Here is a 23,877-nt window from a genome sequence, read left to right on the forward strand (position 1 = left end):
AACTTTCCGCCATGGCCTGTGGCATTCTCCTGATCACCCACCCTGGCGTCGGCAGCGCGGTACTGGCGGTCGCGACCACCCTGCTGCGCAACCTGCCGCTGCGGACGGAGGCTTTCGAGGTTCCGTTCGATGCCGACCTGGAGCAGTTGCTCCCGGCCGCCTCGGCGGCGCTGCGCCGGGTCGACGACGGGGATGGCGTGCTGGTGCTGACCGACCTGTACGGCGCCAGCCCGAGCAACCTGGCCGCGAAAGTGGCCAGGCTGGGCACGCCGGTACGGCGTGTGGCGGCGCTGAGCCTGCCGATGCTGCTGCGGGTCATGAACTATCCGGAACAGGGACTGGACCACCTGCCTGCCACCGCGGCGGCAGGCACGCGCAATGGAGCGATCATCGACGATGCTTGAACGTGAACTCACCGTCTCTAACCGCCTGGGCCTGCATGCCCGGGCCACCGCCAAGCTGGTGCAGGAACTGGCGCCGTTCCGCTGCGCCGTGACCCTGCAGGCGAAGGGTCGCGAGGTCAACGCCAAGAGCATCATGGGCGTGATGCTGCTGGCTGCCGGCCAGGGCACCCCGATCACCGTGCGCACCGACGGCGTGGACGAAACCGCCGCCATGGACGCGATCGCCTCGCTGTTCGAACGACGCTTCGACGAGGACGCGTGACCATGCGCTCGCCGGGCCGTCACGCTCGGCTGCGTCCTGCCGCCACGCGCGCATGCGCGGCGCTTCCGGTGGTCCACCGGTGAGGCACGCCTTCGCCGGCCACGGCGCTTCCCGGGGCCTGGCCCTGGGGCGCGCCCGCGTCCGCCTGCCGCATGCGCTGGAGATCGGCGAGCAGCACGTCCGCGCCTCCGGGATCGAAGCCGAGGTCGCGCGCCTGCAGGCGGCGATCGAAGCCGCGCGCACGGAGATGCGCGCACTGCGCGAGAAGCTGCAGGGCGCACTGTCGAAGGAAGCGATCGAGTTCATCGACCTGCATGCACTGCTGCTCGACGACCCTGAACTGGTCAACGCACTCGAGGGCCTGATCCGCCAGGAACGCTATTCCGCCGGCTACGCGCTGCGTGCCCAGCGCGACCGCCTGGCCGCGGTGTTCGAGCGGATGGACGATCCGTACCTGCGCAGCCGGCTCGACGACCTGGACCACATCATCGGCCGGATCAACGCGCACCTGCACCGCCGCGAGCCGTTGCCACGCGGCACCGCCGGCGAAGTGCTGGTCTGCGACAACGTAGCCCCGTCGGAGCTGGCCCAGCTGCAGGCCCAGGGCGTGGTCGCGATCGTTTCCGCGGCCGGCAGCCCGCTCTCGCACAGCGCGATCCTGGCGCGCAGCCTGCACCTGCCGCTGGTGGTCGGCGCCGCCGAGACCCTGCAGCGGGTCAACGATGGCGAAGTGGTGATGGTGGATGGCGAGACCGGCGAGGTCGTGATCGACCCCGACGCCGCCGACCTGCGCCGCTACCACCAGCGCGAGCAGCAGGACGCGCGCGAACGGCGCGACCTGGAACGCCTGCGCCGCAAGCCGACCCGGACCATCGACGGCGTCGACGTCGCGTTGCACGCCAATGCCGAGTCGCGCGAAGACGTCGCCCGCGCGCACGCACTGGGGGCAGCCGGCGTCGGCCTGTTCCGCACCGAGTTCCTGTTCCTGCAGCGCACCGAGCTGCCCGACGAGGACGAGCAGTTCCAGGTCTACCGCGACGCGGTGCTGGGCATGAGCGGCCGGCCGGTCACGTTCCGGACCCTGGACCTGGGCGCCGACAAGGCCGACCGCACCGGGCTGGCCCTGGAGAACGAGGACAACCCCGCGCTGGGCGTGCGCGGCGTGCGCCTGTCTTTGCTGTACGACCGCGTGTTCGACACCCAGCTGCGCGCCATCGTGCGCGCCGCCGCGTATGGCCCGGTCCGCGTGCTCGTGCCCATGGTCAGCTGCCGCGAGGAAGTGCTGCTGGTCCGCCGCCGGCTGCGACGCGCGGTCGCCGTGGTGAAACGGCGCGGCGTGGCGGTGGAGATGCTTCCCCTCGGCGCGATGATCGAAGTGCCCGCCGCGGCGATCGGCGTGTACGGCCTGACCGACGTCGTCGATTTCATGTCGGTCGGCACCAATGACCTGGTCCAGTACCTGTTGGCCGTGGACCGCAACAACGATGCCCTGGGCGACCTCTACTCGCCCCTGCATCCTGGCGTGCTCCGCCTGCTCGCGCACGTCATCGGCGCCGGCGAAGCGACCGGGACGCCGGTGGCGGTCTGCGGCGAAATGGCGGGCGATTCGCGACTGGCGCCGTTGCTGCTCGCGCTCGGGCTCAAGGAGTTCAGCCTGCATCCGTCCCACCTGCTGGAACTGCGGCGCACGATCCGCGACTGCCGGCATGCCGACCTGCGTGCGCGCGCAGGCAAGCTGCTCGAAGCGCGCGACCGCGGCGCGATCGAACGCTGGCTGCAGGCGGCCTCGGCACCCTAGGCGTCCGTTGGCGGACCGGCAGTGGACGGGCCGGGGCGCGTGCGGCGGTCCGGGCCTGGAATCTGCGCTCCGGCCCGCCCCGGTCTCCCGTGAATGCCTCGCCGGGCAGGCGCATGAGTCCGCCGGTGTATACCAATGCAAGACGGGCGGGCGATAATGCCGCGATGAACGCCTGACCCGCCGCGCGCCTCTGCCGCGGCACCTGCCCGCCACCGGAGCCGCGCATGGCCGAAGCCGTCCGCCACGACAAGACCGCGCGCCAGCTGCGCCTGCTGTCCGATGCGCTGGACAGCGGTCGGCTCGGGCCGGTTCGGCGGCTCGTCAACACCCTTGCGCCGGCCGAGATCGGCAACCTGCTCGAGTCCTTGCCGCCGGGCAAGCGCGAGGTGGTGTGGGGCCTGGTCGATGCCGAAGACGACGGCGAGGTGCTGCTGCACGTCGGCGACGAGGTGCGCGAAAGCCTGATCGCGGACATGGACCCGGACGAACTGGTCGCCGCGGTCGAAGACCTGGACATCGACGACCTCGCCGACCTGGTCGAGGACCTGCCGGACACGGTCATCGACGAAGTCCTCAAGTCGATGGACCGCGAGAACCGCGAGCGGCTCGAGCAGGTGCTGTCGTACCCGGAGGACAGCGCCGGCCGACTGATGAACCCGGACGTGGTCACCGTGCGCGCCGACGTCAACGTCGACGTTGTCCTGCGCTACCTGCGCCTGCGCGGCGAGCTGCCCGACCACACCGACCACCTGTACGTGGTCAGCCGCCGCCACCAGTACCTGGGCCGCGTCTCGCTGGCGTCGCTGGTCACGCACGAGGATTCCACCCCGATCAACCGCCTGATCGACGACGAGCAGCCGGCCATCGACGTGGGCGAGAGCTCGCAGGAAGTGGCGCGCCAGTTCTCCGACCACGACTGGGTCTCCGCACCGGTGGTGGACGACAACAACATCCTGCTCGGTCGTATCACCATCGATGACGTGGTCGACATCATCCGCGAACAGGCCGAGCACCAGGCCATGGGCGCGGCCGGCCTGGACGAGGACGAAGACCTGTTCTCGCCGGTGAAGCGCGCCGTGCGCGGCCGCGTGGTCTGGCTGGGGATCAACCTGTTCACCGCGTTCCTGGCGGCCAGCGTGATCGGCCAGTACGAGGTGACGCTGCAGAAGATCGTCGCCCTGGCCGTGCTGATGCCGATCGTGGCCGGCATCGGTGGCAATGCCGCGGTGCAGGTGCTGACCCTGATGGTGCGTGGCCTGGCGCTGGGCCAGGTCGGCGCCAGCAATGCCCGGATCCTGTGGTGGAAGGAGATCCGGGTGGCGCTGATCAATGGCGTGCTGATCGGCGGCATCGTCGGCGTGATCGCCTTCTTCTGGTTCCGCAGCCCGCTGCTGTCGCTGGTGATCGCGATGGCGCTGGTGCTGAATTTCTGCGCCGCCGCCACCGCCGGCGTGCTGCTGCCGCTGCTGCTCAAGCGGATGAACATCGATCCGGCCGTGGCCGGTACGGTGGTGGTGACCGCGGTCACCGACGTGATGGGCTTCTTCTGCTTCCTCGGCCTGGCCACGCTGATCCTGCTGCACTGAGCCCCATGGAGATCCTGGGCAAAGTCGTGGACTGGAACGAGGAGCGCGGCTACGGTTTCGTCCAGCCGCTCGATGCCGGGCAGCCGCGCGCCTTCTTCCACGTGCGCGATTACCGCCAGGACGGGCGCCGTCCCGAAACCGGCGAACTGGTGAAATTCATTGCGCAACGACAGGCCGATGGACGCTGGCGGGCAAGCAGCGTGCGCCGGGCCGTCGCGCCGAAGTCCCCGCCTCCCGCACGTGCGCCATCTCCCGCGCGCGCATGGCCCGGCTGGCTGCTCCTGGCTGCACACCTGGCGGGCCTGGCCTGGGCCGTCCACGCACAACGCCTGCCAGCGCTGGCGGCGATGCTGCTGTTCGGGCTGTGCTGCGTGACCTGGATCGCCTACGCGCTCGACAAGCATGCCGCGCAGCGCGGAAGGCGACGCACGCCTGAAGCGACCCTGCACCTGCTGGAACTGGCCGGCGGCTGGCCTGGCGCGCTGCTTGCCCAGCGCGCACTGCGCCACAAGACGCGCAAGCATTCCTATCGCGTCGCGTTCTGGTGGATGGTGTTGCTGAACCTGATGCTCACCTGGGCCTGGATACTCGACTGGCCGCAACCATGGGCGACTATGCTGTCGCCTCTGCACTGAAACCGGCGATGCGATGCGTCCATGCCCTGCCCTGCGCCTGGTGGCTCTCGTGCTGCTCTCCATGCTGACCCTGGCCTGCCAGCCGCGGCCGGATTCACCGCCCGAGGGCGGGCGCTTCGTGCAGCGCGAGCTCGTCCACGACGGCCGCAGCTACCGCTATGCCGTCTTCGTTCCCGCCGCCACGGAAGCACGGCCGCTGCCGGTGGTGCTTTTCCTGCATGGTTCGGGCGAACGCGGCCGCGACGGCCACGCCCAGACCACCGCCGGGCTGGGCAACTGGATCCGTGGCCAGGCCGGTTCGTTTCCCGCACTGGTGGTATTCCCGCAGGTGCCCGGGAACGAAGAGTGGATGGGCGCGAACGCGCGCATGGCGCTGGCCACGCTGGACGCGGCCAGCAGCGAGTTCAATGGCGATCCGCTCCGCACCTACGCCACGGGCATGTCGATGGGTGGCTACGGCGTCTGGGAAGTCGCCCTGCTGGCACCGGACCGCTTCGCCGCACTGGTGCCGGTCTGTGGAGGCGTGCGGATCCCGCGCGAGGCGCGACCGACGCTGTTCGTGACCGCCGTGGCCAACGAGGCCGATCCATACACCGCGCTGGCCACGCGCCTGGAGCAGGTGCCGGCCTGGATCTTCCATGGCGCGCTGGATGACCTGGTGCCACCCACCGACGACCGCCGCCTGTTCGAGGCCGCGCGCGCGGTGGGTGCCGACTTCCGCTACACCGAGTACCCCGCGGGCAACCACAACGCCTGGGACGCGACCTACTCCGATCCCGCGATGTGGGACTGGCTTTTCGACCAGCGCCTGCGCTGAAGGAATCCGACGATGTCCGAACTGGTCAACGACTACTTCCAGCCCGGCTGGCGCACGCGTACGGTCGAGTGCGCCGCCTGCGAATGGCGCGGGGACAGCCGCGACATGACCCTGGAGCCGCACGAGGACTTCAGCGAGTACCTGTGCCCGCGCTGCGAGGACATCATGCTGGTGGTCCGCCATCCGGACCTGGCGCAGGTCCGCGCCGCGGCCGCGGCCGGGCATGCCGAAGCGCAGGAGCAACTGGCCTTGCTGCAGGCCTACCTGGACCGTCCGGATCGCGAGCGCTGATCCGGAGGCTGCGGCGCGCGGAACCGGCCCCCGCCATCGCGCGACGCGCCTATGATTGACCTTCGATAACGCGAGGCCGGCACCATGGGCAAGCCTTCCGACGAATCCGCGCACGGTGCATCGGGCGAAGCATCCTTCGAACCGGACGACACGCCTGCCGGGGGCTGGGGTTCGCTGCGCGCCGTGGCCCGCGCGATCCGCGGGCAGATGGCGGTGGCGCGCTCGGCCGAAGCGCTGCCGCGGGTGAACCAGCCGGCCGGGTTCGATTGCCCCGGCTGTGCCTGGCCCGATCCGCGCCATACCTCTTCCTTCGAGTTCTGCGAGAACGGCGCCAAGGCGGTGTCGTGGGAGGCGACCTCGAAACGGGCGACGCCGGAGTTCTTCGCCGCGCACACCCTGGCCGAGATGTGGGAGTGGAACGACCACGCGCTGGAAGACGCCGGCCGCATCACCCACCCGATGGCCTACGACCCCATGCAGGACCGGTACGTGCCGGTGTCCTGGGAAGAGGCGGCCACGCGCATTGGTACTGCGCTGCGCGCCCTGCCCGACCCGGCGATGGCCGAGTTCTACACCTCCGGCCGCGCCTCCAACGAGGCTGCCTTCCTGTACCAGCTGTTCGTGCGCGAGTACGGCTGCAACAACTTCCCCGACTGCTCGAACATGTGCCACGAGGCCAGCAGCGTCGGCTTGCCCGAAGCGATCGGCGTCGGCAAGGGGACCGTGCAGCTCGAGGATTTCGAACACGCCGACGCGGTGTTCTGCATCGGCCACAACCCGGGCACCAACCATCCGCGCATGCTCTCAACGCTGCGCGAAGTGTCGCTGCGCGGCGCGCCGATCGTGGTCCTCAACCCCATGCCCGAGCGCGGCCTGGAACGCTTCACCTCGCCGCAGGATCCCGCGGAGATGCTGACCGGGCGTTCGGTGCGGATCGCCTCGACCTATTTCAAGCCGCGCATCGGCGGCGACGTGGCCGTGCTCAAGGGCATGATGAAGTGGCTGCTGGACGCCGACGCGGACGACCTGGCGGCGGGCGGCGAAGGACTGCTGGACCGCGCCTTCATCGAAGAGCACACGCGCGGATTCCAGGCCCTTGCAGACGACCTGTCTGCGACCTCGTGGTCGAGCATCGAGCGCAAGTCGGGACTGACCCGCGAAGAGATCGCTGCCGCCGCAGGGATCTACGCCAAGGCCGAACGCGTGATCCTCTGTTACGGGATGGGCATCACCCAGCATCGCCACGGCACGCAGAACGTGCAGCAGCTGATGAACCTGCTGCTGTTGCGCGGCAATATCGGCCGACCCGGCGCCGGCATCTGCCCGCTGCGTGGCCATTCCAACGTGCAGGGCGACCGCACGGTCGGCATTACCGAGAAACCCGATGCCGCGCTGCTGGATGGCATCCGCCGCACCTACGGATTCGAGCCGCCGGCCGCGCATGGCCACGATGCGGTCGCGGCAATCAAGGCGATCGCTGGAGGCCGCTCCAAGGCACTGCTCAGCCTTGGCGGCAACCTGGCCGTCGCCATGCCCGATCCGCAGGCCACCTTCGCCGCGCTGCGCACGCTCGATCTTGCAGTGCACATCGCGACCAAGACCAATCGCTCGCACCTGATCCCGGCCAGGCAGATGTTCCTGCTGCCCTGCCTGGGCCGCACCGAGCTGGACGTGCAGGCCTCGGGCCCGCAATCGGTGACGGTGGAGGATTCGATGTCGATGGTGCATGCCTCGCAGGGCCGGCTCAAACCGGCCTCGCCGCAGTTGCGCTCGGAGCCGGCCATCGTGGCCATGCTGGCGCGGGCCACGCTGCCGGCGTCGAAGGTCGACTGGGAGGGCATGGTCGCCGACTACGACCGGATCCGCGACGGCATCGAGTCGGTGTTTCCGATCTTCGCCGGCTACAACACGAAGATCCGCGAGCCGGGTGGTTTCCACCTGGAGAACGCCGCGGCGCTGCGGCGCTGGAACACGCCCGACGGCAAGGCGCGGTTCCTGGTCGCGCCGGGCCTGGACGAGGACCCCGCGAGCGGTCCCGACCTGCTCACCCTCGCCACGGTGCGCTCGCACGACCAGTACAACACCACCATCTACGGCCTCGACGACCGCTATCGCGGGATCAAGGGCGGGCGCGACGTGCTGTTCGTGAACCCCGCCGACCTTGCCGCGCTGGGCCTGGCCGCGGATGCATACGTCGACGTCGAAGCACATCGCGAAGACGGGCTGCCGACCGGGCGCGTCATCCGCCGCCTGAAGGCCGTGGCTTTCGACATCGCACGCGGCTCGGTGGCGATGTACTACCCCGAGGGCAACACGCTCATCGGTCTGGACGACCACGATCCGCGCTCCGGGACGCCCGGCTACAAGTCGGTGCCGGTGCGCCTGTCGGCATCCGTGGACAGGCATGACGATGCCGCCTGACCCGCAAGCCGGCCGCGGGCGGCGCACGGTCACCGTCCACGGCGGGGACGACGGCGGGCGCACCACGGACGGGCGCGCAGAAGACTGGCTCGCAGAGGAAGCGCCGGTGGAAGTGCGCTACAACGGCGAACCGTTCGCCGTGATGATGGCCACGCCGGTCGACCTCGAGGATTTCGCGTGGGGCTTCTCGCTGAGCGAGGGCCGCGTCGACGGCGCCGATCGGATCGATGGCGTTGACGTGCAGGCGCGGCTGGAGGGCTTCGTCGTCGACATCGACGCGCCGTCGGCCTCGCCGCCGGAACCGGGCGATGCACGCCTGCTGCCCGGCCGCAGCGGCTGCGGACTGTGCGGAAGCCGCCGGCTCGAAGAAGTGCTGCAGGTCCCGGCCCGGGTGTCCGACGGCCCCCTGCTCGACAGCGACGCGCTGCAGCGCGCCTGCATGGCGCTGGAAGACTTCCAGCCGCTCAACGCGAGCACCGGCGCAATGCACGCGGCGGCATGGGCCTCGACCGACGGACGGATCCTGCGCGTGCGCGAGGACGTGGGTCGCCACAACGCGCTCGACAAACTGCTCGGCTCGCTGGTGCGCGAAGGCGTGGACCTGCGCGCAGGCTTCGTCCTGGTCAGCAGCCGGGCCAGTTACGAAATGGTCACCAAGGCCGCGCGGCTGGGCGTGGGCGTACTGGCGGCGGTATCGGCACCCACCGCGTTGGCCGTGGACCTGGCCCGCGCCTGCGGGCTGACACTTGCGGGCTTCGTGCGCCCTGGACGCCAGGTCATCTACAGCCATCCGCAGCGGCTGGATGTCTGAGCCGCCCGTCCCGGCGAGCCCTGGCCGGTGACGCCTGCACGACCTGCTCCATCGCCGCGGGGAAACCGCGACGATGGCGCCAGATCAACCCCGCAGGCGCTGGATCAGTTCCGCGGTGACCGGATCGGAGGCCTTTGATTCCCCACGCAGCGCCGGCAGCAGCGTACTGGCGACCTGCTTGCCCAGCTCCACGCCGAACTGGTCGAACGCGTTGATGCCCCACACCACCGACTGCACGTAAACGCTGTGCTCGTACATTGCCAGCAACGCGCCCAGCGACTGCGGGGTCAGCGCATCGAGCAGGATCGTGGTGCTCGGCCGCCCGCCCGGATAGGCGCGATGCGGATCATCGCTGGCCTGGCCGTTGGCCAGCGCTTCGGTCTGCGCCAGCAGGTTGGACAGCAACGCCTCGTGGTTGGCGGCGTAGGGATCGTCGTTATGCACCGTGCCGATAAAATCGGCAGGCACGATCCCGGTGCCCTGGTGCAGGGCCTGGAAGAAGCTGTGCTGCACGTCGGTGCCCGCCCCGCCCCACCACACCGGCACGGTATCGGCGGCGACCGGGCCGCCATCCAGCTGCACGCGCTTGCCCAGCGATTCCATCACCAGCTGCTGCAGGTACGCCGGCAGCAGCGCCAGGCGCTGGTCGTAGGTCATCACCGCATGCGACGCCAGGCCCAATGCATTGCGGTTCCACACCGCGGCCAGGCCATGGCGCACGGCCAGGTTGGACTCCAGCGGTGCCTCGAGCGCATGACGGTCGAACTGCGCGGCGCCCTCCAGCAGCTGCTCGAAGCACTTGAAACCGATCGCCAACGCGATCGGGAAACCGACCGCCGACCACAGCGAGTAACGCCCACCCACCCAGTCCCACATCGGCAGCACGCGTTCGGCGGCGATATCGAACGCGGCCGCGGCGCGTTCGGGATTGGCGCTCACCGCGTAGATGCGTTCGCTGCCACCGAGCCAGTCGCGGACGATCGCGCCATTGAGCAGCGTTTCCTGCGTACCGAACGTCTTGGAGATGAAGACCGCGGCGGTGCGCCTGGGGTCCAGTGGCGCCAGCACGCGCTGCGCGGCGGCGCCATCGACATTGGAGATGAAGTGCACGCGGAAGCGGCCCGGCAACGGGCCGCGCAACGCATCGACCACCAGCCGCGGCCCCAGGTCCGAACCCCCGATGCCGACGCTGACGATGTCGGTGACGTCGGTCGCCTCGAGTGCCTCGACGAGTCCACGCATGCGCTGGCGTACTTCGCCCGCGGTGCGGAAGGCCTCCCGCGCGGCCGGCGCCGTCGACACGTCGCTGCGCAGTGCCGTGTGCAGGACCGCGCGGCCTTCGGTGACGTTGATCTTCTCGCCGTCGAACAGGCGCCGGAATGCGCCAGCCAGGTCGTGCTCGCGACCCAGCTGCAGCAGCGCTTCCCAGGCCTGCGCGTCGTAGCGCTGGCGGGCGAAGGTCGCGTACAGCGGGCCGACCTGCAGTGCCTGCGTGCCGATCCGCTCCGGCTCGCTGTCCAGCAGCCCGGCAATACTGGCGCCGGACAGGCGCGCGGCATGGGACTGGAGAAGCTGGAAACCAGGAGCGGAAACGGTCATCAGGCGGCCTGCTTGGGGATCGAATGGTTGGTGTGGGTGATGCGATTGCCGGCGTCCACGTAGACCAGGTCCGGCTGGAAGGTCGCCGCTTCATCCGCACCCAGTTGCGCGAACGCGGCGATGATCACCAGGTCGCCCACCTGCACGTGGCGCGCGGCGCCGCCGTTGAGCGAGATGATCCCGCTGCCCTCGTCGGCACGGATGGCGTAGGTGGTGAAGCGGCTTCCGTTGGTGACGTCCCACACGTGCACCTGCTCGAATTCGCGGATGCCGGTCGCGTCGAGCAGCAGGCCGTCGATCGCCACGGAACCCTCGTAATTCAGTTCCGAGTGGGTGACGGTGGCGCGGTGGATCTTGGCTTTGAGCAGGGTCAGGTGCATCGGGTCTTCAACTCTTCGTCGTGGATGGTAGCAATGCAGGCGCCGTCGATGCGACGGAAACGCCGTGCGGAGGCGCATGCGCGGCGCTTGGCCGTTGCACGCGAAACGGTGGCGCGCATCGGGCGGCACGGGCCGCACCGCCGCCCGCCATGCGGAATCAGAATTCGATGTTGTCGATCAGGCGCGTCGTGCCCAACCGGGCGGCGACCAGGGCCACGCGCGGACCGTGCATGCCATCGACCGGCTCAGCCAGGTCGGGCAGGCGCAACGCGGCGTAGTCGACCACGAAGCCGGCGTCGCGCAGCTGCGCGCCGGCCTGCGCTTCAACCACCGTACGCGGTGCACCGGCCAGGCACGCATCGCGCATGTCGCGCAGCACGCGATGGATCGTCGCCGCGCGCGGACGCTGGTCGGCATCCAGGTACTGGTTGCGCGAACTCATCGCCAGGCCATCGGCCTCGCGGACGATGCCGCCGCCGAGGATCCCGATCGGGAACTGCAGGTCGGCGACCAACTGCCGGATCACGGCCAGCTGCTGGTAGTCCTTCTTGCCGAAGGCGGCGACATCGGGAAGCACCTGGTTGAACAGGCGGCTGACCACCGTGCAAACGCCATCGAAATGCCCCGGCCGGCATTCGCCTTCCAGCACCGAACTCACCCCGGGCACGCGGACCCGCGAGGCCAGCTCCACGCCGAACGGATACATCGACTCGACCGTCGGCAGCCACAGCACGTCGCAACCGGCGCCTTCCAGTCCAGCCGTATCGGCGTCGGGGGTGCGCGGGTAGCGGGTGAAGTCCTCGTTGGGGCCGAACTGGGTCGGATTGACGAACACGCTGGACACGACGCGGTCGGCGTACTGCCGCGCGAGCATCACCAGCGAGTAGTGGCCGGCATGCAGGTTGCCCATGGTCGGCACGAAGCCGACGCGCAGGCCCTCGCGCTTCCAGCCGCGCACGCGCTCGCGCAGGGCGTCCAGTTCGGTGATGGTCTCGATCATTGCTCGTGCTCGAAGAAGGACGCGATCAGGCGTAGGCGTGTTCGGCGTCAGGATAGCTGCCATCGCGGACCGCTGCGGCATAGGCGCGCACCGCGCCGGCCACAGAACCGCCCTCTGCGAGGAAGTCCTTCACGAACCGCGGCCGGCGGTGGCCGCTGTCCAGGCCGAGGAAATCGTGCATCACCAGTACCTGCCCGTCGCAGTGCGGGCCTGCGCCGATGCCGATTGTCGGCACGGAAACGGCGGCGGTGATCTTCTGCGCCAGCGGCGTCGGCACGCATTCCAGCACCAGCAGGGATGCACCCGCCTCGACGGTGGCCTGCGCATCGGCCAGCAGTTGCGCGGCCGCCTGTGCTTCGCGGCCCTGGACCCTGAACCCGCCGAGCTTGAGCACCGACTGCGGGGTCAGTCCCAGGTGGGAACAGACGGGGATATCGCGCGCGGCCAGGAAGCGGATGACGTCGAGCTTGTGCCCGGCACCCTCCAGCTTGACCATCTGCGCGCCGGCCTGGAGCAGCACGACCGAAGCGTCGAGCGCGCGCTCGGGGGTCGCGTCGGACTGGAACGGCAGGTCCGATACCAGCAGGGCCTGCTTCAGCACCCGCGCCACCGCGGCGGTGTGGTAGGCCATGTCGGCCACGGTCACCGGCAGGGTCGAGTCGTGGCCCTGGACCACCATGCCCAGCGAATCGCCGACCAGGACCAGGTCGATGCCTTCGCGGTCCATGACCCGGGCGAAACCGGCGTCGTAGGCGGTCAGCATGGCCAGGCGGCGGCCCTGGCGCTTGGCCTCGGCCAGCGCGGGCACGGTCCAGGGCTTCTGCTCGGCATGGACGCTCATCGGGCGGCTCTCATCAGGCGAGTCTCATCGGGTGCGGTCTCATCAGGGGATTCGCGCGGAGCGCGTACGGACCGCCAATCGGGACATTATCGCCCACCGCCCGCGCGAGGACGCGATCATGGCGGGAACGATCGCCGGATCAGTCCGTTCCCGAAGCATCGATCGCCTCGACGCCCGCGGCATCGACCCCGCGCAAGGCATCGCCGACCGTCCCGTGCCCCGGGAACGGCTCGGCCGGCGCGATCTCCGCCAGCGGCACCAGGGCGAAGGCTCGCTCGTGCAGGTGCGGATGCGGTACGCGCAGGCCAGGTTCGTCGATCATCCGCCCGGCGTAGAGCAGCAGGTCCAGGTCGAGCACGCGCGGACCCCAGCGCGCGTCCGGATCGCGCTGGCGGCCGGCCTCGCGCTCGATCCCCAGCAGGGCGTCCAGCAGCTCCAGGGGGGAAAGGCCGGTCTCGACCAGCGCCGCGGCATTCACGAAGTCGGGCTGGTCGACCTGGCCCCAGGCCGGGGTCCGGTACAGACGCGAAAATGCCACCAGTCGGCTCTGCGGCAGCGCGCCCAGGGCGACCGCGGCGTTGCGCAGGGTCAGCTCCGGCCGGCCGAGGTTGGCGCCCAGGCCTATGCAGGCGTGGACCGGGGCGCTCATTCGCCCGCGGCGGGGGCCGGACCGCGACGACGGCGACGGCGGCGCTTGCGCGCGGGGGCGTCATCGCCCTCGCCCGCTGCGCCCGTCGCTTCGAGGTTCGCCGACAGTTCGTCGCCGGAGCTGAGCTGGGCCTGCTTCCAGAATTCCACGTCGGCAGCGTGCGAGTCGGAGGCGGCCTGGCGCAACACCAGGAAGTCGTACGCGGCGCGGAAGCGCGGGTTCGCCAGCAGGCGGAAGACCCGCTTGCGCTGGCGCGAGCCGAAACGCGACTGCAGCAGCCAGATCTCCTGCATCGGCAGCGAGAAGCGCTTGGGCAGCGCGATGGTCTGCACCTGGTGCAGGGTCACCCGGTCGGCGGCGCGACGCTGCGCTTCCTCGGCGTGCATGCCCTGCGCCTGCAACCCGGCCAGCGCGCGGCAGTACGCCGGCCACAGCAGCAGGGCGAACAGGAACGCCGGCGAGACCGGCTCGTCGGCGGCCACGCGCGCGTCGGTATTGGCCAACCCCTGCAGGACCATGCGCCGCAGCGCGCCGGTGCGGTTCGAACGCAGTGCGGCGGCGCTTTCGGGCAGCAGGGCGCCAAGCAGGCCATGCGCTTCCAGCCGCTCGAAGCTGGCCACCGCGTGCCCGGACAGGAACATCTTCAGCATTTCCTCGAACAGCCGGGCCGGCGCGGCCTCGCCGAGCAGCGGCGCGAGCACGGGAATCGGCGCCGCGGTGCCGGGTTCGATCTCGAAGTCGAGCTTGGCCGCGAGCCGGATCGCGCGCAGCATGCGCACCGGATCCTCGCGGTAGCGGGTTTCCGGATCGCCGATCAAACGCATGACCTTCGCCTGCACGTCCTCGAAACCGCCGGTGTAGTCGCGCACCGAGAAGTCCTCGATCGCGTAGTACAGCGCATTGCAGGTGAAGTCGCGGCGGACCGCGTCGTCCTCGATCGTGCCGTACACGTTGTCGCGGACCAGGCGCCCGTCCTCGACCTCGCGGTCGCCGCTGCCGTCGTCGACGTTGGCGCGGAAGGTGGCGACCTCGATGATCTCGCGGCCGTAGACCACGTGGGCCAGGCGGAAGCGGCGGCCGATCAGGCGGCAGTTGCGGAACAGCGACTTGACCTGCTCGGGCGTGGCGTCGGTGGCCACGTCGAAATCCTTGGGATGCATGCCCAGCAGCAGGTCGCGGACGGCGCCGCCGACCAGGTAGGCGCCGAATCCGGCCTCGCGCAGCCGGTAGAGCACGCGAAGGGCGTTGGGACTGATGTCCCGCCGGGAAATGGAGTGCTGGTCGCGCGGGATGGCGCGCAGGACGGGCTGCGGGAGGAGATGCGGATTGATGGGCGTGCTTCCGTGAACGGGATCGGTCCGGCCGGATTGCCGTCCGGCGGGCGCGTGAATATACTAGCGCGCCTTCGCCGGCGACACCCGCAACGCTCCCTTCGTCTAGTGGTTAGGACGTGGCCCTCTCAAGGCTAAAACAGGGGTTCGAGTCCCCTAGGGAGCGCCATCCGGCCCGGCGAAGGACATGAAAAAGCCCCGCATCGCGGGGCTTTTTCGTTTCCGGGACAGCGGCCGGGCCGGTGAAGGCGCCCGGCTGCCTGGTCCGGCCAGGGCGGCAGGCGCCGCCCGGCCGGGTCGGGGCTCAGCCCTCCATCTGTTCCAGTTCCTTGCCCTTGGTCTCGTGCACGTAGCGCAGGACGAAGAACACCGACAGGAACGCCGCGACCATGTAGATGCTGTAGGTCGCCGCCAGGCCGATGCCGGCCAGCAGGATCGGGAAGCTCATGGTGATGGCGAAGTTCGAGGTCCACTGCGCCGCGCCGGCCACCGCCAGGCCCGAGCCGCGGATCTGGTTCGGGAACATCTCGCCCAGCATCACCCACATGACCGGGCCCCAGGACATGTTGAAGAACACCACGTAGATGTTGGCCGCCACCAGCGCCAGCATGCCCATCGCATCGGACAGCTGCAGGTGGCCGTCGACCAGCGAACCGCTGGCGAATGCCAGGGTCACCAGCGCCAGCGAAATCGCCATGCCGAGCGAGCCGACCCACAGCAGCGGCTTGCGCCCGACCTTGTCGATCAGCACCAGGGCGATCAGGCACGCGCCGATGCTCAGCGCGCCGGACAGCACGTTGATCAGCAGCGCGTCGTTTTCGGAGAAGCCCACCGCCTGCCACAGCACCGCGCCGTAGTAGAACACCACGTTGATGCCGACCAGCTGCTGGAAGGTCGCCAGGCCAATGCCCACCCACACGATCGGGCGGATCTTGCCGGTGGCCTTGCTGATCAGGTCCGACAGCTGCGGACGGTGGTGGTCGGCCGACAGCGAAGCGTCGATCTCGGCCAGCGTGGTCTGGGCCTGGGCCGGGCCGTACAGCTTGCTCAGCACGGCCAGCGCCTGGTCCTTGCGCCGCTTGACCACCAGGTAGCGCGGGCTCTCCGGGATCACCAGCAGCAGCACCAGGAACAGCGCCGACGGGAACGCCATCATCCAGAACATCCAGCGCCACGCCGCATGCCCGCCCCACAGCACCTCGGTGGAGGCGCCGGCGGTCTTGGCCAGCAGGTAGTTGCTCAGGAAGGCGGCGAACAGGCCGGAGATGATCGCGATCTGCTGCACCGTGGCCAGGCGGCCGCGGTAGCGCGCCGGCGCCACCTCGGCGATGTAGGCCGGCGACATCACGCTGGCCGCGCCGACGGCGAAACCGCCGAGCACGCGCGCGACGATGAATACCAGCGAGCTGGACGCCGCGCCGGCGCCGATCGCCGACAGCAGGAACAGCACCGCCGAGATGATCAGCACGCTGCGGCGGCCCCAGCGGTCGGCCAGGCGGCCGGCGAAGAACGCACCGATCGCGCAGCCCAGCAACATCGAGGCAACCTCGAAGCCGAGCGCCGCCTTGCTCGAGCCGAAGGCCTGCTGCAGGCCGTCGACGGTACCGTTGATCACGCCGCTGTCGAAGCCGAACAGGAAGCCGCCGATGGTGGCCACGCAGGCAATCAGGATGATGAAGCGGGTGTTTTCCCCGCTGTGCGCGGCCGTCTGGCCGGCGATGGATGGACTGCTCATTTCAACCCTTGTCGTCGTATTGGTCTTCCGCACCGGCAGGCCGGTACGCCCTCCCCCACGGTCCGCCACGCGGACCGCTCAACCGCCGACCCGCCAGGGCGGGTCGCCAACGCACACGGGTCCGCCCTCACGGACCCTCCTTTGCATCGATGCCGCACCGATCACCGGCGCGCCACAGCTTACCTTCAATGGCAGCGCTGTCGTACGTGTTCTGCAGCCGCATCTGCCATGCCGCAGCGCATCATTCAATACCCGTCCGTGTGGTTGCCCGCGCGCGGCGAATCACGCACGGACCAGCCTGCCCGCCTGCCATTCGAGGATCGCCGACTGGCCGGCCGCCAGTTCCAGCACGAGTGCCTGCCCGCGATGTTCGACGCGGTAGCGGCCACCGCGATCGCTGGTGATGCGGGCCTGGCCAAGCCGACCCTGCGTCCACGCCAGGTCCACGCTCGCCGCACCCCGCACGCGCAGCCCGCGGACGCGTCCTTCGGCCCAGGCCTTGGGCAGCGCGGGCAGCAGGAACACGCTTCCTCCCCAGCTCTGCAGCAGCATCTCGGTGATCCCGGCGGTGCCGCCGAAGTTGCCGTCGATCTGGAATGGCGGGTGGGCGTCGAACAGGTTCGGATAGGTGCGCGCCGGACTGAGCAGCATCGCCAGCACCTGGTGCGCGTGTTCGCCATCGCCCAGCCGCGCCCACAGGTTCAGGCGCCAGCCGATGCCCCAGCCGGTGGCCTCGTCGCCGCGGATCTCCAGCGAGCGGCGCGCGGCGGCGGCCAGTTCCGGGGTATCGCGCACATTGATCTGGCTGGACGGGTGCAGCGCGTACAGATGCGAGACGTGGCGGTGGTGGATCTCCGGCACGTCCATGTCCCAGTCCTGCTGCCACTCCTGCAGCTGGCCGGCGCGACCGATGCGATGCGGAGGCAGGCGTTCGCGCAACGCGGCCAGCCGCGCGGACAGGTCGGCGTCCACGCCGAGCAGGCCGGCGATCTCGATGCACTGGCCGAACAGGTCGCGCAGCAGTTGCGCGTCCATCGACGGTCCGGCGCACAGCGCGGCGCCGAACGGATGCTCGTTCTCCGGCGAGATGGACGGGGCGGTGACCATCGCCCTGGTGGCCGGATCCTCGACCAGCGTGGCGGCGAAGAACTCGGCCGCGCCCTTGAACAGCGGCCAGACCTTTTCCAGGTAGCCGGGCTCGCGACCGTAATCCCAGCGGTCCCACAGGTGCTGCAGCAGCCAGGCGCCACCGGTCGGCCACAGGCCCCACTCGGCCCCGTCGATCGGCGCGGTCCGCCGCCACAGGTCGGTGTTGTGGTGCACGACCCAGCCCGGCGCGCCATACATCCGCCGTGCCGTATCGCTGCCGGCGTCGGCCAGCTCGAACACCATCCGTTCCAGCGGCTCCACGCATTCGCCCAGCGCGTTGGCCTCGCTGGGCCAGTAGTTCATCTCGGTATTGATGTTGATCGTGTACTTGCTCTCCCACGGCGGGGACAGCAGGTCGTTCCAGATGCCCTGCAGGTTGGCCGGCTGCGTGCCGGGCCGCGAACAGCAGACCAGCAGGTAGCGCCCGAACTGGTGGTACAGCGCAGCCAAGGCCGGGTCGCCGCCATCGGCGAAGCGCGCCACCCGTTCGTCGGTGGGCAGGTCCGCGACCGCTTCGGATGCACGACCGAGATCGATCGCCACGCGATGGAACAGCCGCTGGTGCTCGGCCACGTGCGCGTCGAGCAGTTGCTGCCACGACTTGCCGGCAGCCGCATCGAGCTGCGTGCGCGTGATCGCTTCGGGATCGCCACCGATATCGTCGAAGCGCCGGAAACTGGTGGCACCAGTGAGCAGCAGCAGAACCTCGTCGGCTCTCGCAACTTCGATCCGGTCGCCCAGGCGGCGCATCTTCCCGCCGGACGGCAACACGCGCAGCCTCGCGGCGAAGCGGAGCCGGCCCTCGATCCCGAACGCATCGCCGTTGCGTCCGCGCAACAGCAGGCCATCGTCTCCATCGGCGACGACCTCCGATTCCACGTGGTCGCAGTCCAGGCCGATGCGCAGGCCGATCCGGCCCTTCTTGTCGCCTGACAGCCGGACCGCCACGCACTGGTCGACCGCGGAGACGAACACCTCGCGCAGGTGCTGCAACCCGCGTGCCTCGAACGTGCTGGTGGCCAGCGCGCGATCCAGGTCCAGCTCGCGCCGGTAGCCGTTGACGTCGGACACTTCCAGAAAATCCAGCTGCAGGTCGCCCAGCGGCTGGTACGGCATCTGTTTCTTCGGCCGGCCCATCATCGTCGCGTTGGCCAGCTTCTCGGCCTCGGCATAGCGACCGGCGAACAGCAGCCGGCGCACTTCCGGCAACGCGGCCAGGGCGTCCGGTGGGGTCGGGTCGTAGGGACCACCGGCGTACAGCGTGTCTTCGTTGAGCTGCAGCCGCTCGTACTTGCCGCCGCCCCAGACCATCGCGCCCAGGCGGCCGTTGCCCAAGGGCAGCGCCTCGACCCATTGCGTGGCCGGTCGCCGGTACCACAGCCGCAGCGGCTCGGCGGCGCTGCCCGCCACGAAGGCGGGCTGTTGCGCGGCGCTCGCCTGCGCGCCGCGGGGGCTGCCTGCGGCCATGGCAGCGCCGGAACCGACGCCCGCGAGGGCACCGGTTCCGGCAGCGGCAACGGCCGCCGTCGCCTTCAGCAGTTCACGCCGGGTCAGGTCCATCCGCACCTCACCCGCGCGGACGGCGGACCGTGACGGCCTTGCCCGTGTAGCGGACCGTGCGGTCGGCCTTGGGCTCCACCGCTCCGGCATCGTCGCGCGGGCCATCGATCCAGCGCACCCGGATCTCGCGCTGCTGCTGCATGCCCGGGAACGTGCCCTGGCGCGCACCGATCACCAGCTCGCCGCTCTTCTCGTTCCATGCCAGCGGGATGCGGCTGGACTCGCCGCGCTCGTAACCGTAGTTGCGACCTTCGTCCTCGTACAGCGAGAAGCTGCCGTCGGCACCGGTATAGACGTCGATGGTCAGCGGCGCGCCGGGCTGCTCGTCGACGTACTGCTGGACCACCGTGCGCGGCACGATCGAACCGGCGCGCACGAACAGCGGCATGCGCTGCAGCGGCGCGGCGGCTTCGATGGTCTGCCCGCCCTCGTGGCGCTTGCCCGTCTCGAAGTCGATCCAGCTGCTGCCGGCCGGCAGGTACACCGGGCGGCTGGTGGATTTGAACGACGCCACCGGCGCGACCAGGAAAGCCGGACCGAACAGGTACTGGTCGGCGATGCCGCGCGCCTTCATGTCGTCCGGGAAGTCCATCGACATCGTGCGCAGGATCGTGCCGTCCTTGTGCCAGGTGTCGGCCGCCAGGGTGTAGATGTACGGCAGCATCGAATAGCGCAGCTTCAGGTAGTGGACGAAGCTGTCGTAATGCGGCGTGCCTTCCGGCGCGATCTCCCAGATCTCGCGATACGGGAACTGCCCGTGCAGACGGAACACCGGCACGAACGCCCCATACTGGAACCAGCGCAGGCTCAGCTCGCGCCACTCGGCCAGGTGCGCCGGGTCCTGGGTCTCGTAGCGCTTCTCCGGCGAGAAGCCGCCGATATCGAAGCTCACGTTCGGCGCGCCGGCCATCGACGCGTTGACCAAGCCGGAGATCTGCTCGCGCATGTCGTCCCAGCGCGGCACGATGTCGCCGCTCCAGAACGCGGACGCGGCACGCTGCTGGCCCGCGAAGAACGCGCGCGACAGGATGAACACGCGCTTGTCCGGATCGACTTCGCGCGAACCGCGATACACGCCTTCCGAATGCACCAGCGGATACGAGTTGAAGTATTCGATCGACGGGCCGAACGCGGTCGACGTGGTCCGCGCCTTGCGCTCGCCGATGTCGATGTTGCTGTGCAGGTCCGGCTCGGACGCGTCCAGCCACCAGGCGTCGAAGCCCTTGCTGTTGAGCTTCTCGTTGACCTGGCGCCAGAAGATGTCCTGGGCTTCCTTGGCGTAGGGATCGTAGAAGGAGTTCAGGTAGCCCTTGCCGATCCAGTCCAGCTCGCCGACCTCGACGTTGCGGTGGTACATGTGCCCGGCCGCGTCGAGTTCCTTGTAGTTGGCCGTGGTCGGATAGAACTTCGGCCACACCGAGATCATGATCTGCGCGTGCTGGTCGTGGACGTGCTTCACCATGCCGTCCGGATCGGGGAAGTTGTCCTTGTCGAAATCGTGCGAGCCCCAGGCATCCTGCGGCCAGTACGACCAGTCCAGCACGATCGCGTCGATCGGCAGCTTGCGGCGGCGGTATTCGTCCAGCGCGCCTGTCAGCTCGGCCTGGGTCTTGTAGCGCTCGCGGCTCTGCCAGAAGCCGTACGACCACTTCGGCAGGATCACCGCCTTGCCGGTCAGCTGGCGGTAGCCGGCGATCAGGTCGTCGCCGTTGTCGCCGGCGACCACGTAGTAGTCGATCATCTGCCCGGCCTCGGACCAGATCGACAGGTCCTTGGCCTCGGCCGCCGGCAGCGGGTCGCGGTGCAGCAGAGCGATGTATGCGGGATCGATCGCGTCCCACTCCACGCGGATGTCGCGCTTGACGCCGGGCTGCATGTCCAGCGCGAACTCGTGGTGCCAGGGATTCCAGTTCTGCCGCCAGCGGTCGATGACGAGTTTCCCGTCGACATAGACCTTGGCGTACTCGCTGTTGTACATCGAGAAGGTGTGGCGACCGGCGGTCTGCGCCTCGATCGTGCCTTCCCACACCACCTGCGTGCGTCCGCCCTGGGCGGTATTCCAGCCGGCCTTCGGCAGGCCCTTGAGGTCCTTGATGTACTGGTAGTTGATCTGGCTCTCGCGGCGGGACACCTTCTCCTTGCCGTCGATGGAATAGCGCGCGGTCAGCGCACCGAGCTTGCCCTTGGCATCACGCAGCACCAGGGTCTCGCCCAGCGGACGCAGGCCGCGTGGGTCGCCGAAGCGGGTGATCGAATTGTTGTCCCAGAGGATGCCGTAATGGCGGCTGGACTGGACGAACGGGATCGCGTTGTCGATGTTGTGCTGGAGCAGTTCGACGTCGCGGCCCTTCAGGTCCATCCAGCCCTGCTGGTGCAGGCCGGTGCCATAGAAGGACTCGTCGTCGGGCGACACGAAGCGCTGGCGCACGCTCTCGAGCTTGCGGCCCTCGACCTCGAACCGCGTGAAGCTGCGGCCGCCCGCGACTTCCTGCACCAGCGGCTTGCCCTGGCCGTCGAAGAAACTGACCCGGCCATCGGCCAGCGCCACTTCGGCGGCGATGCCGGACGCGCTCACGCGTACCCCGTCGGCGGTCTGGCTGACCTCGAACTTCGGCGTACCCTCGACCGGCACGCGCATCAGGCTGCGGCTGCGCGCGAAGTCGCCGTCGGTGTCGGCGCTGACGCGCACGATGCGGTCGCTCACCAGTTGCACGCGCACGTCAGCGGCGTTCGGATCGGCCAGGCGCACGATCACGCCATCAGCCTGACGCTCGACCGTCTGCGCAACCGCTGCAAGCGGCAGCAGCCCCACCATGATCATCGCCAGCCGGACCGGCTTCATCTGTCCCCTCATCGCACTCCTCCTCTCGGCGCCCGCGGACGCCTTCATCGGTAAATCAGTAGGTCGCCAGCTTCACCCGCAGCAACTGCGGAACACTGGAGAAATTGAGACCGTAGTCGGTCTGGTCGCCGTTCCAGCGGCGATGGAACACCCACTCGCCGTTCTCGTAGGTGCCCTCGTCCACGTACTCGTAGATCTGGCGCGCAGCCACCGCCGGGTCGGCCGCGTCGATGTTGATCCTGGCATGCGCACCGGTGACCAGGAACTCGTCCGGCCCCAGCTGCACCACCAGCGCGCGCCCGATCGGCTCCGGATTTCCGGGCGGTTCGCCCTGGAACCAGAACTGCGGCACCCCGTAGGTCACGGTCATGTTCCAGCGATCGTCGATCTTCAGCGTCTGCACCGCCTGGCCCGGCTCTTCGGCGGTGCCACGGACCTTGCCCTCGAAGCTGGCCTGGGCGATCACCCGCGCGGCCGGGCCGAGCATCTGGTAGTTCAGCGCGAACGACTCCAGCGCCTTCTCGTCCACATGCCGGGCGCCCAGCGGATAGTTCGAGTAGCGCGAGAAATCGATGCCGAACGGCGACCAGCCGATCGCCTGCTTGCCCAGTGCCGAGAACAGGTAGCGCGGATACTCGGCGCGGTTGCCGGTCTCGGCCACGAACAGCGGATTGTCCGGCCGCGAGTAGCGGTCGAGCACCGTGGTGTACAGCAGGTATTCCGGCATGTAGATGTCCGGCGCCAGCAGGTCGATGTGCGGCGCGGCGGCCTTGTACACGTCGATCACGTTGTCGGTCGGACCGCCGCTGGCGTACTGGCCCGGCTGGCCGGGATTGAACGGCCCGCGCAATGCCGCATTGACCAGCATCGGCAACGGATAGGCTTCCTTGCCCGCGGCCGCGACCTGGTCGATGAAGTGCGCGATATGCCAGGCGTGGAAGAACTCGTCGGCATCGGTCCCGAACACTTCACTCCAGGTCCCGGGCGACTTGCCGAGCTTCTGCAGCAGGGCGTCCGGCACCGGGCCCTCGAATACCCTCTGCGCCAGCGGCGAAAAGTCGCGCACGCCACCATAGGTCCCCGGCTCGTTCTGCGGCTGGACCATGATCACGGTGCGCTGCGGATCGACTGCCTTGAGGTGCTTCATCAGCTCGACGAACGCCTTGCGGTCGGCGTCAAGCGTGGCTTGTCCGTGCGGCGACAGCGAATTGAGCGTGCGGCCATCGGCGGTGATCACGCGCGGGAAGCGTTCGTTGTCCAGCTTCACCCACTTGGGCGCGTAGTTGGGCCCGTTGTTCTTCCAGCTGGCGAACCAGAGCAGGATCAGGCGCTGGTCATGCTCGCGCGCCTGCTTGAGCAGTTCGTCGACGAAGGAGAAGTCGAACTTGCCTTCTTCGGCTTCGATCTGCTCCCACGCCACCGGCACCATCACCGTGTTCGGCTTGAGCACCTCGATCGCCGGCCACACCTTGTCCAGCGCCTTGGGCCAGTTGCTGGAATTGTTGACCTGCGCGCCGAGGATCAGGAACGGCTTGCCGTCGACGAGAAGCGCATGGCGGCCGTCGCGGGTGACGATCTCGGGGATCGGTGCCTCGCCATCGCGTGCTGGCGCAGCGGTCTTGGCCTTTCCGCTGCCGGCGTCTTCTCCGGCCGGGGCCACTTCGCCGCTGGCCGGGCCACGGCCACAGGCCACCAGCAATACCAGCATTCCGGCCACCAGCAGGTGCCAGCCGCGCATCGTGCGTTTCCTCATCAGCCTGTCCCCT

The 23,877-nt window shown here is 69.3% G+C and carries 18 protein-coding genes, 1 tRNA gene and 1 pseudogene; 10 read left to right on the forward strand and 10 right to left on the reverse strand.

Features of this window, described 5'->3' with window-relative positions; translation table 11 throughout:
- Window positions 1-11 precede the first annotated feature (11 nt).
- The 9 genes from CSC65_RS11100 (at window position 12) to fdhD (ending at window position 9,025) form a co-directional block, all read left to right on the forward strand.
- Window positions 12-404, forward strand: a complete 393-nt coding sequence (locus tag CSC65_RS11100; protein WP_162377569.1) for a PTS sugar transporter subunit IIA — start codon at window positions 12-14, stop codon at window positions 402-404.
- Window positions 397-666 carry an HPr family phosphocarrier protein gene (locus tag CSC65_RS11105; RefSeq protein ID WP_162410642.1) on the forward strand — a complete coding sequence of 90 codons (270 nt, stop codon included), beginning with the start codon at window positions 397-399 and terminating at the stop codon, window positions 664-666. The genes CSC65_RS11100 and CSC65_RS11105 overlap by 8 nt, the downstream gene beginning before the upstream one ends.
- Window positions 667-718: 52 nt before the next feature.
- Window positions 719-2,464 carry a phosphoenolpyruvate--protein phosphotransferase gene (gene ptsP / locus CSC65_RS11110; RefSeq protein WP_162410643.1) on the forward strand — a complete coding sequence of 582 codons (1,746 nt, stop codon included), beginning with the start codon at window positions 719-721 and terminating at the stop codon, window positions 2,462-2,464.
- A 224-nt stretch (window positions 2,465-2,688) separates the two neighbouring features.
- A complete protein-coding gene (gene mgtE / locus CSC65_RS11115) occupies window positions 2,689-4,050 on the forward strand; it encodes a magnesium transporter (RefSeq protein WP_162410644.1) in 1,362 nt (453 codons plus the stop codon).
- 5 nt (window positions 4,051-4,055) lie between these two features.
- The gene (locus CSC65_RS11120) at window positions 4,056-4,685 is read left to right on the forward strand and encodes a DUF1294 domain-containing protein (RefSeq protein ID WP_162410645.1); all 630 of its coding nucleotides are present in this window, start codon (window positions 4,056-4,058) and stop codon (window positions 4,683-4,685) included.
- 13 nt (window positions 4,686-4,698) lie between these two features.
- Window positions 4,699-5,502: a carboxylesterase family protein gene (locus CSC65_RS11125; RefSeq protein ID WP_162410646.1), complete on the forward strand. Its 804-nt coding sequence runs from the start codon at window positions 4,699-4,701 to the stop codon at window positions 5,500-5,502.
- Between the two features lie 12 nt (window positions 5,503-5,514).
- Window positions 5,515-5,793 carry a hypothetical protein gene (locus CSC65_RS11130; protein ID WP_162410647.1) on the forward strand — a complete coding sequence of 93 codons (279 nt, stop codon included), beginning with the start codon at window positions 5,515-5,517 and terminating at the stop codon, window positions 5,791-5,793.
- 84 nt (window positions 5,794-5,877) lie between these two features.
- The gene (locus CSC65_RS11135) at window positions 5,878-8,214 is read left to right on the forward strand and encodes an FdhF/YdeP family oxidoreductase (RefSeq protein ID WP_162410648.1); all 2,337 of its coding nucleotides are present in this window, start codon (window positions 5,878-5,880) and stop codon (window positions 8,212-8,214) included.
- Complete coding sequence (gene fdhD / locus CSC65_RS11140) at window positions 8,198-9,025, forward strand: formate dehydrogenase accessory sulfurtransferase FdhD (protein WP_162410649.1); 828 nt, start codon at window positions 8,198-8,200, stop codon at window positions 9,023-9,025. The genes CSC65_RS11135 and fdhD overlap by 17 nt, the downstream gene beginning before the upstream one ends.
- An 84-nt stretch (window positions 9,026-9,109) precedes the next feature.
- Here fdhD and pgi read toward each other — a convergent pair whose 3' ends face one another.
- From pgi to pcnB, 6 genes and pseudogenes are all read right to left on the reverse strand, one after another.
- A complete protein-coding gene (gene pgi, locus CSC65_RS11145; protein WP_162410650.1) occupies window positions 9,110-10,624 on the reverse strand; it encodes a glucose-6-phosphate isomerase in 1,515 nt (504 codons plus the stop codon).
- Window positions 10,624-11,004 (reverse strand): aspartate 1-decarboxylase, encoded by a 381-nt coding sequence (gene panD, locus CSC65_RS11150; RefSeq protein ID WP_162410651.1) that lies wholly within the window; start codon window positions 11,002-11,004, stop codon window positions 10,624-10,626. The genes pgi and panD overlap by 1 nt, the downstream gene beginning before the upstream one ends.
- 157 nt (window positions 11,005-11,161) lie before the next feature.
- Window positions 11,162-12,004 (reverse strand): pantoate--beta-alanine ligase, encoded by an 843-nt coding sequence (gene panC, locus CSC65_RS11155; RefSeq protein WP_162410652.1) that lies wholly within the window; start codon window positions 12,002-12,004, stop codon window positions 11,162-11,164.
- 25 nt (window positions 12,005-12,029) lie between these two features.
- Entirely contained in the window at window positions 12,030-12,845 is an 816-nt protein-coding gene (gene panB / locus CSC65_RS11160) for a 3-methyl-2-oxobutanoate hydroxymethyltransferase (RefSeq protein ID WP_162410653.1), read from the reverse strand.
- A gap of 139 nt (window positions 12,846-12,984) precedes the next feature.
- Window positions 12,985-13,494 carry a 2-amino-4-hydroxy-6-hydroxymethyldihydropteridine diphosphokinase gene (gene folK, locus CSC65_RS11165; RefSeq protein ID WP_162410654.1) on the reverse strand — a complete coding sequence of 170 codons (510 nt, stop codon included), beginning with the start codon at window positions 13,492-13,494 and terminating at the stop codon, window positions 12,985-12,987.
- A pseudogene (gene pcnB / locus CSC65_RS11170) lies at window positions 13,491-14,795 on the reverse strand (polynucleotide adenylyltransferase PcnB); the annotation flags it as partial. The gene folK and the pseudogene pcnB, both read right to left, overlap by 4 nt.
- A 124-nt stretch (window positions 14,796-14,919) precedes the next feature.
- On the opposite strand from pcnB, the gene CSC65_RS11175 reads away from it, so the two are divergent.
- Window positions 14,920-14,994: transfer RNA gene (locus CSC65_RS11175), tRNA-Glu, on the forward strand.
- Between the two features lie 135 nt (window positions 14,995-15,129).
- Here CSC65_RS11175 and CSC65_RS11180 read toward each other — a convergent pair.
- The 4 genes from CSC65_RS11180 to CSC65_RS11195 form a co-directional block, all read right to left on the reverse strand.
- Window positions 15,130-16,560, reverse strand: a complete 1,431-nt coding sequence (locus CSC65_RS11180) for a sugar porter family MFS transporter (protein WP_162410655.1) — start codon at window positions 16,558-16,560, stop codon at window positions 15,130-15,132.
- Window positions 16,561-16,842: 282 nt separating this feature from the next.
- Window positions 16,843-19,269 (reverse strand): glycoside hydrolase family 95 protein, encoded by a 2,427-nt coding sequence (locus tag CSC65_RS11185; protein ID WP_162410656.1) that lies wholly within the window; start codon window positions 19,267-19,269, stop codon window positions 16,843-16,845.
- A gap of 7 nt (window positions 19,270-19,276) precedes the next feature.
- Window positions 19,277-22,123, reverse strand: a complete 2,847-nt coding sequence (locus tag CSC65_RS11190) for a TIM-barrel domain-containing protein (protein ID WP_238390367.1) — start codon at window positions 22,121-22,123, stop codon at window positions 19,277-19,279.
- 43 nt (window positions 22,124-22,166) lie between these two features.
- The gene (locus CSC65_RS11195; RefSeq protein WP_162410658.1) at window positions 22,167-23,864 is read right to left on the reverse strand and encodes a GH35 family beta-galactosidase; all 1,698 of its coding nucleotides are present in this window, start codon (window positions 23,862-23,864) and stop codon (window positions 22,167-22,169) included.
- Window positions 23,865-23,877 lie beyond the last annotated feature (13 nt).

The organism is Pseudoxanthomonas daejeonensis (assembly GCF_010093205.1).
GTDB lineage: Bacteria > Pseudomonadota > Gammaproteobacteria > Xanthomonadales > Xanthomonadaceae > Pseudoxanthomonas > Pseudoxanthomonas daejeonensis.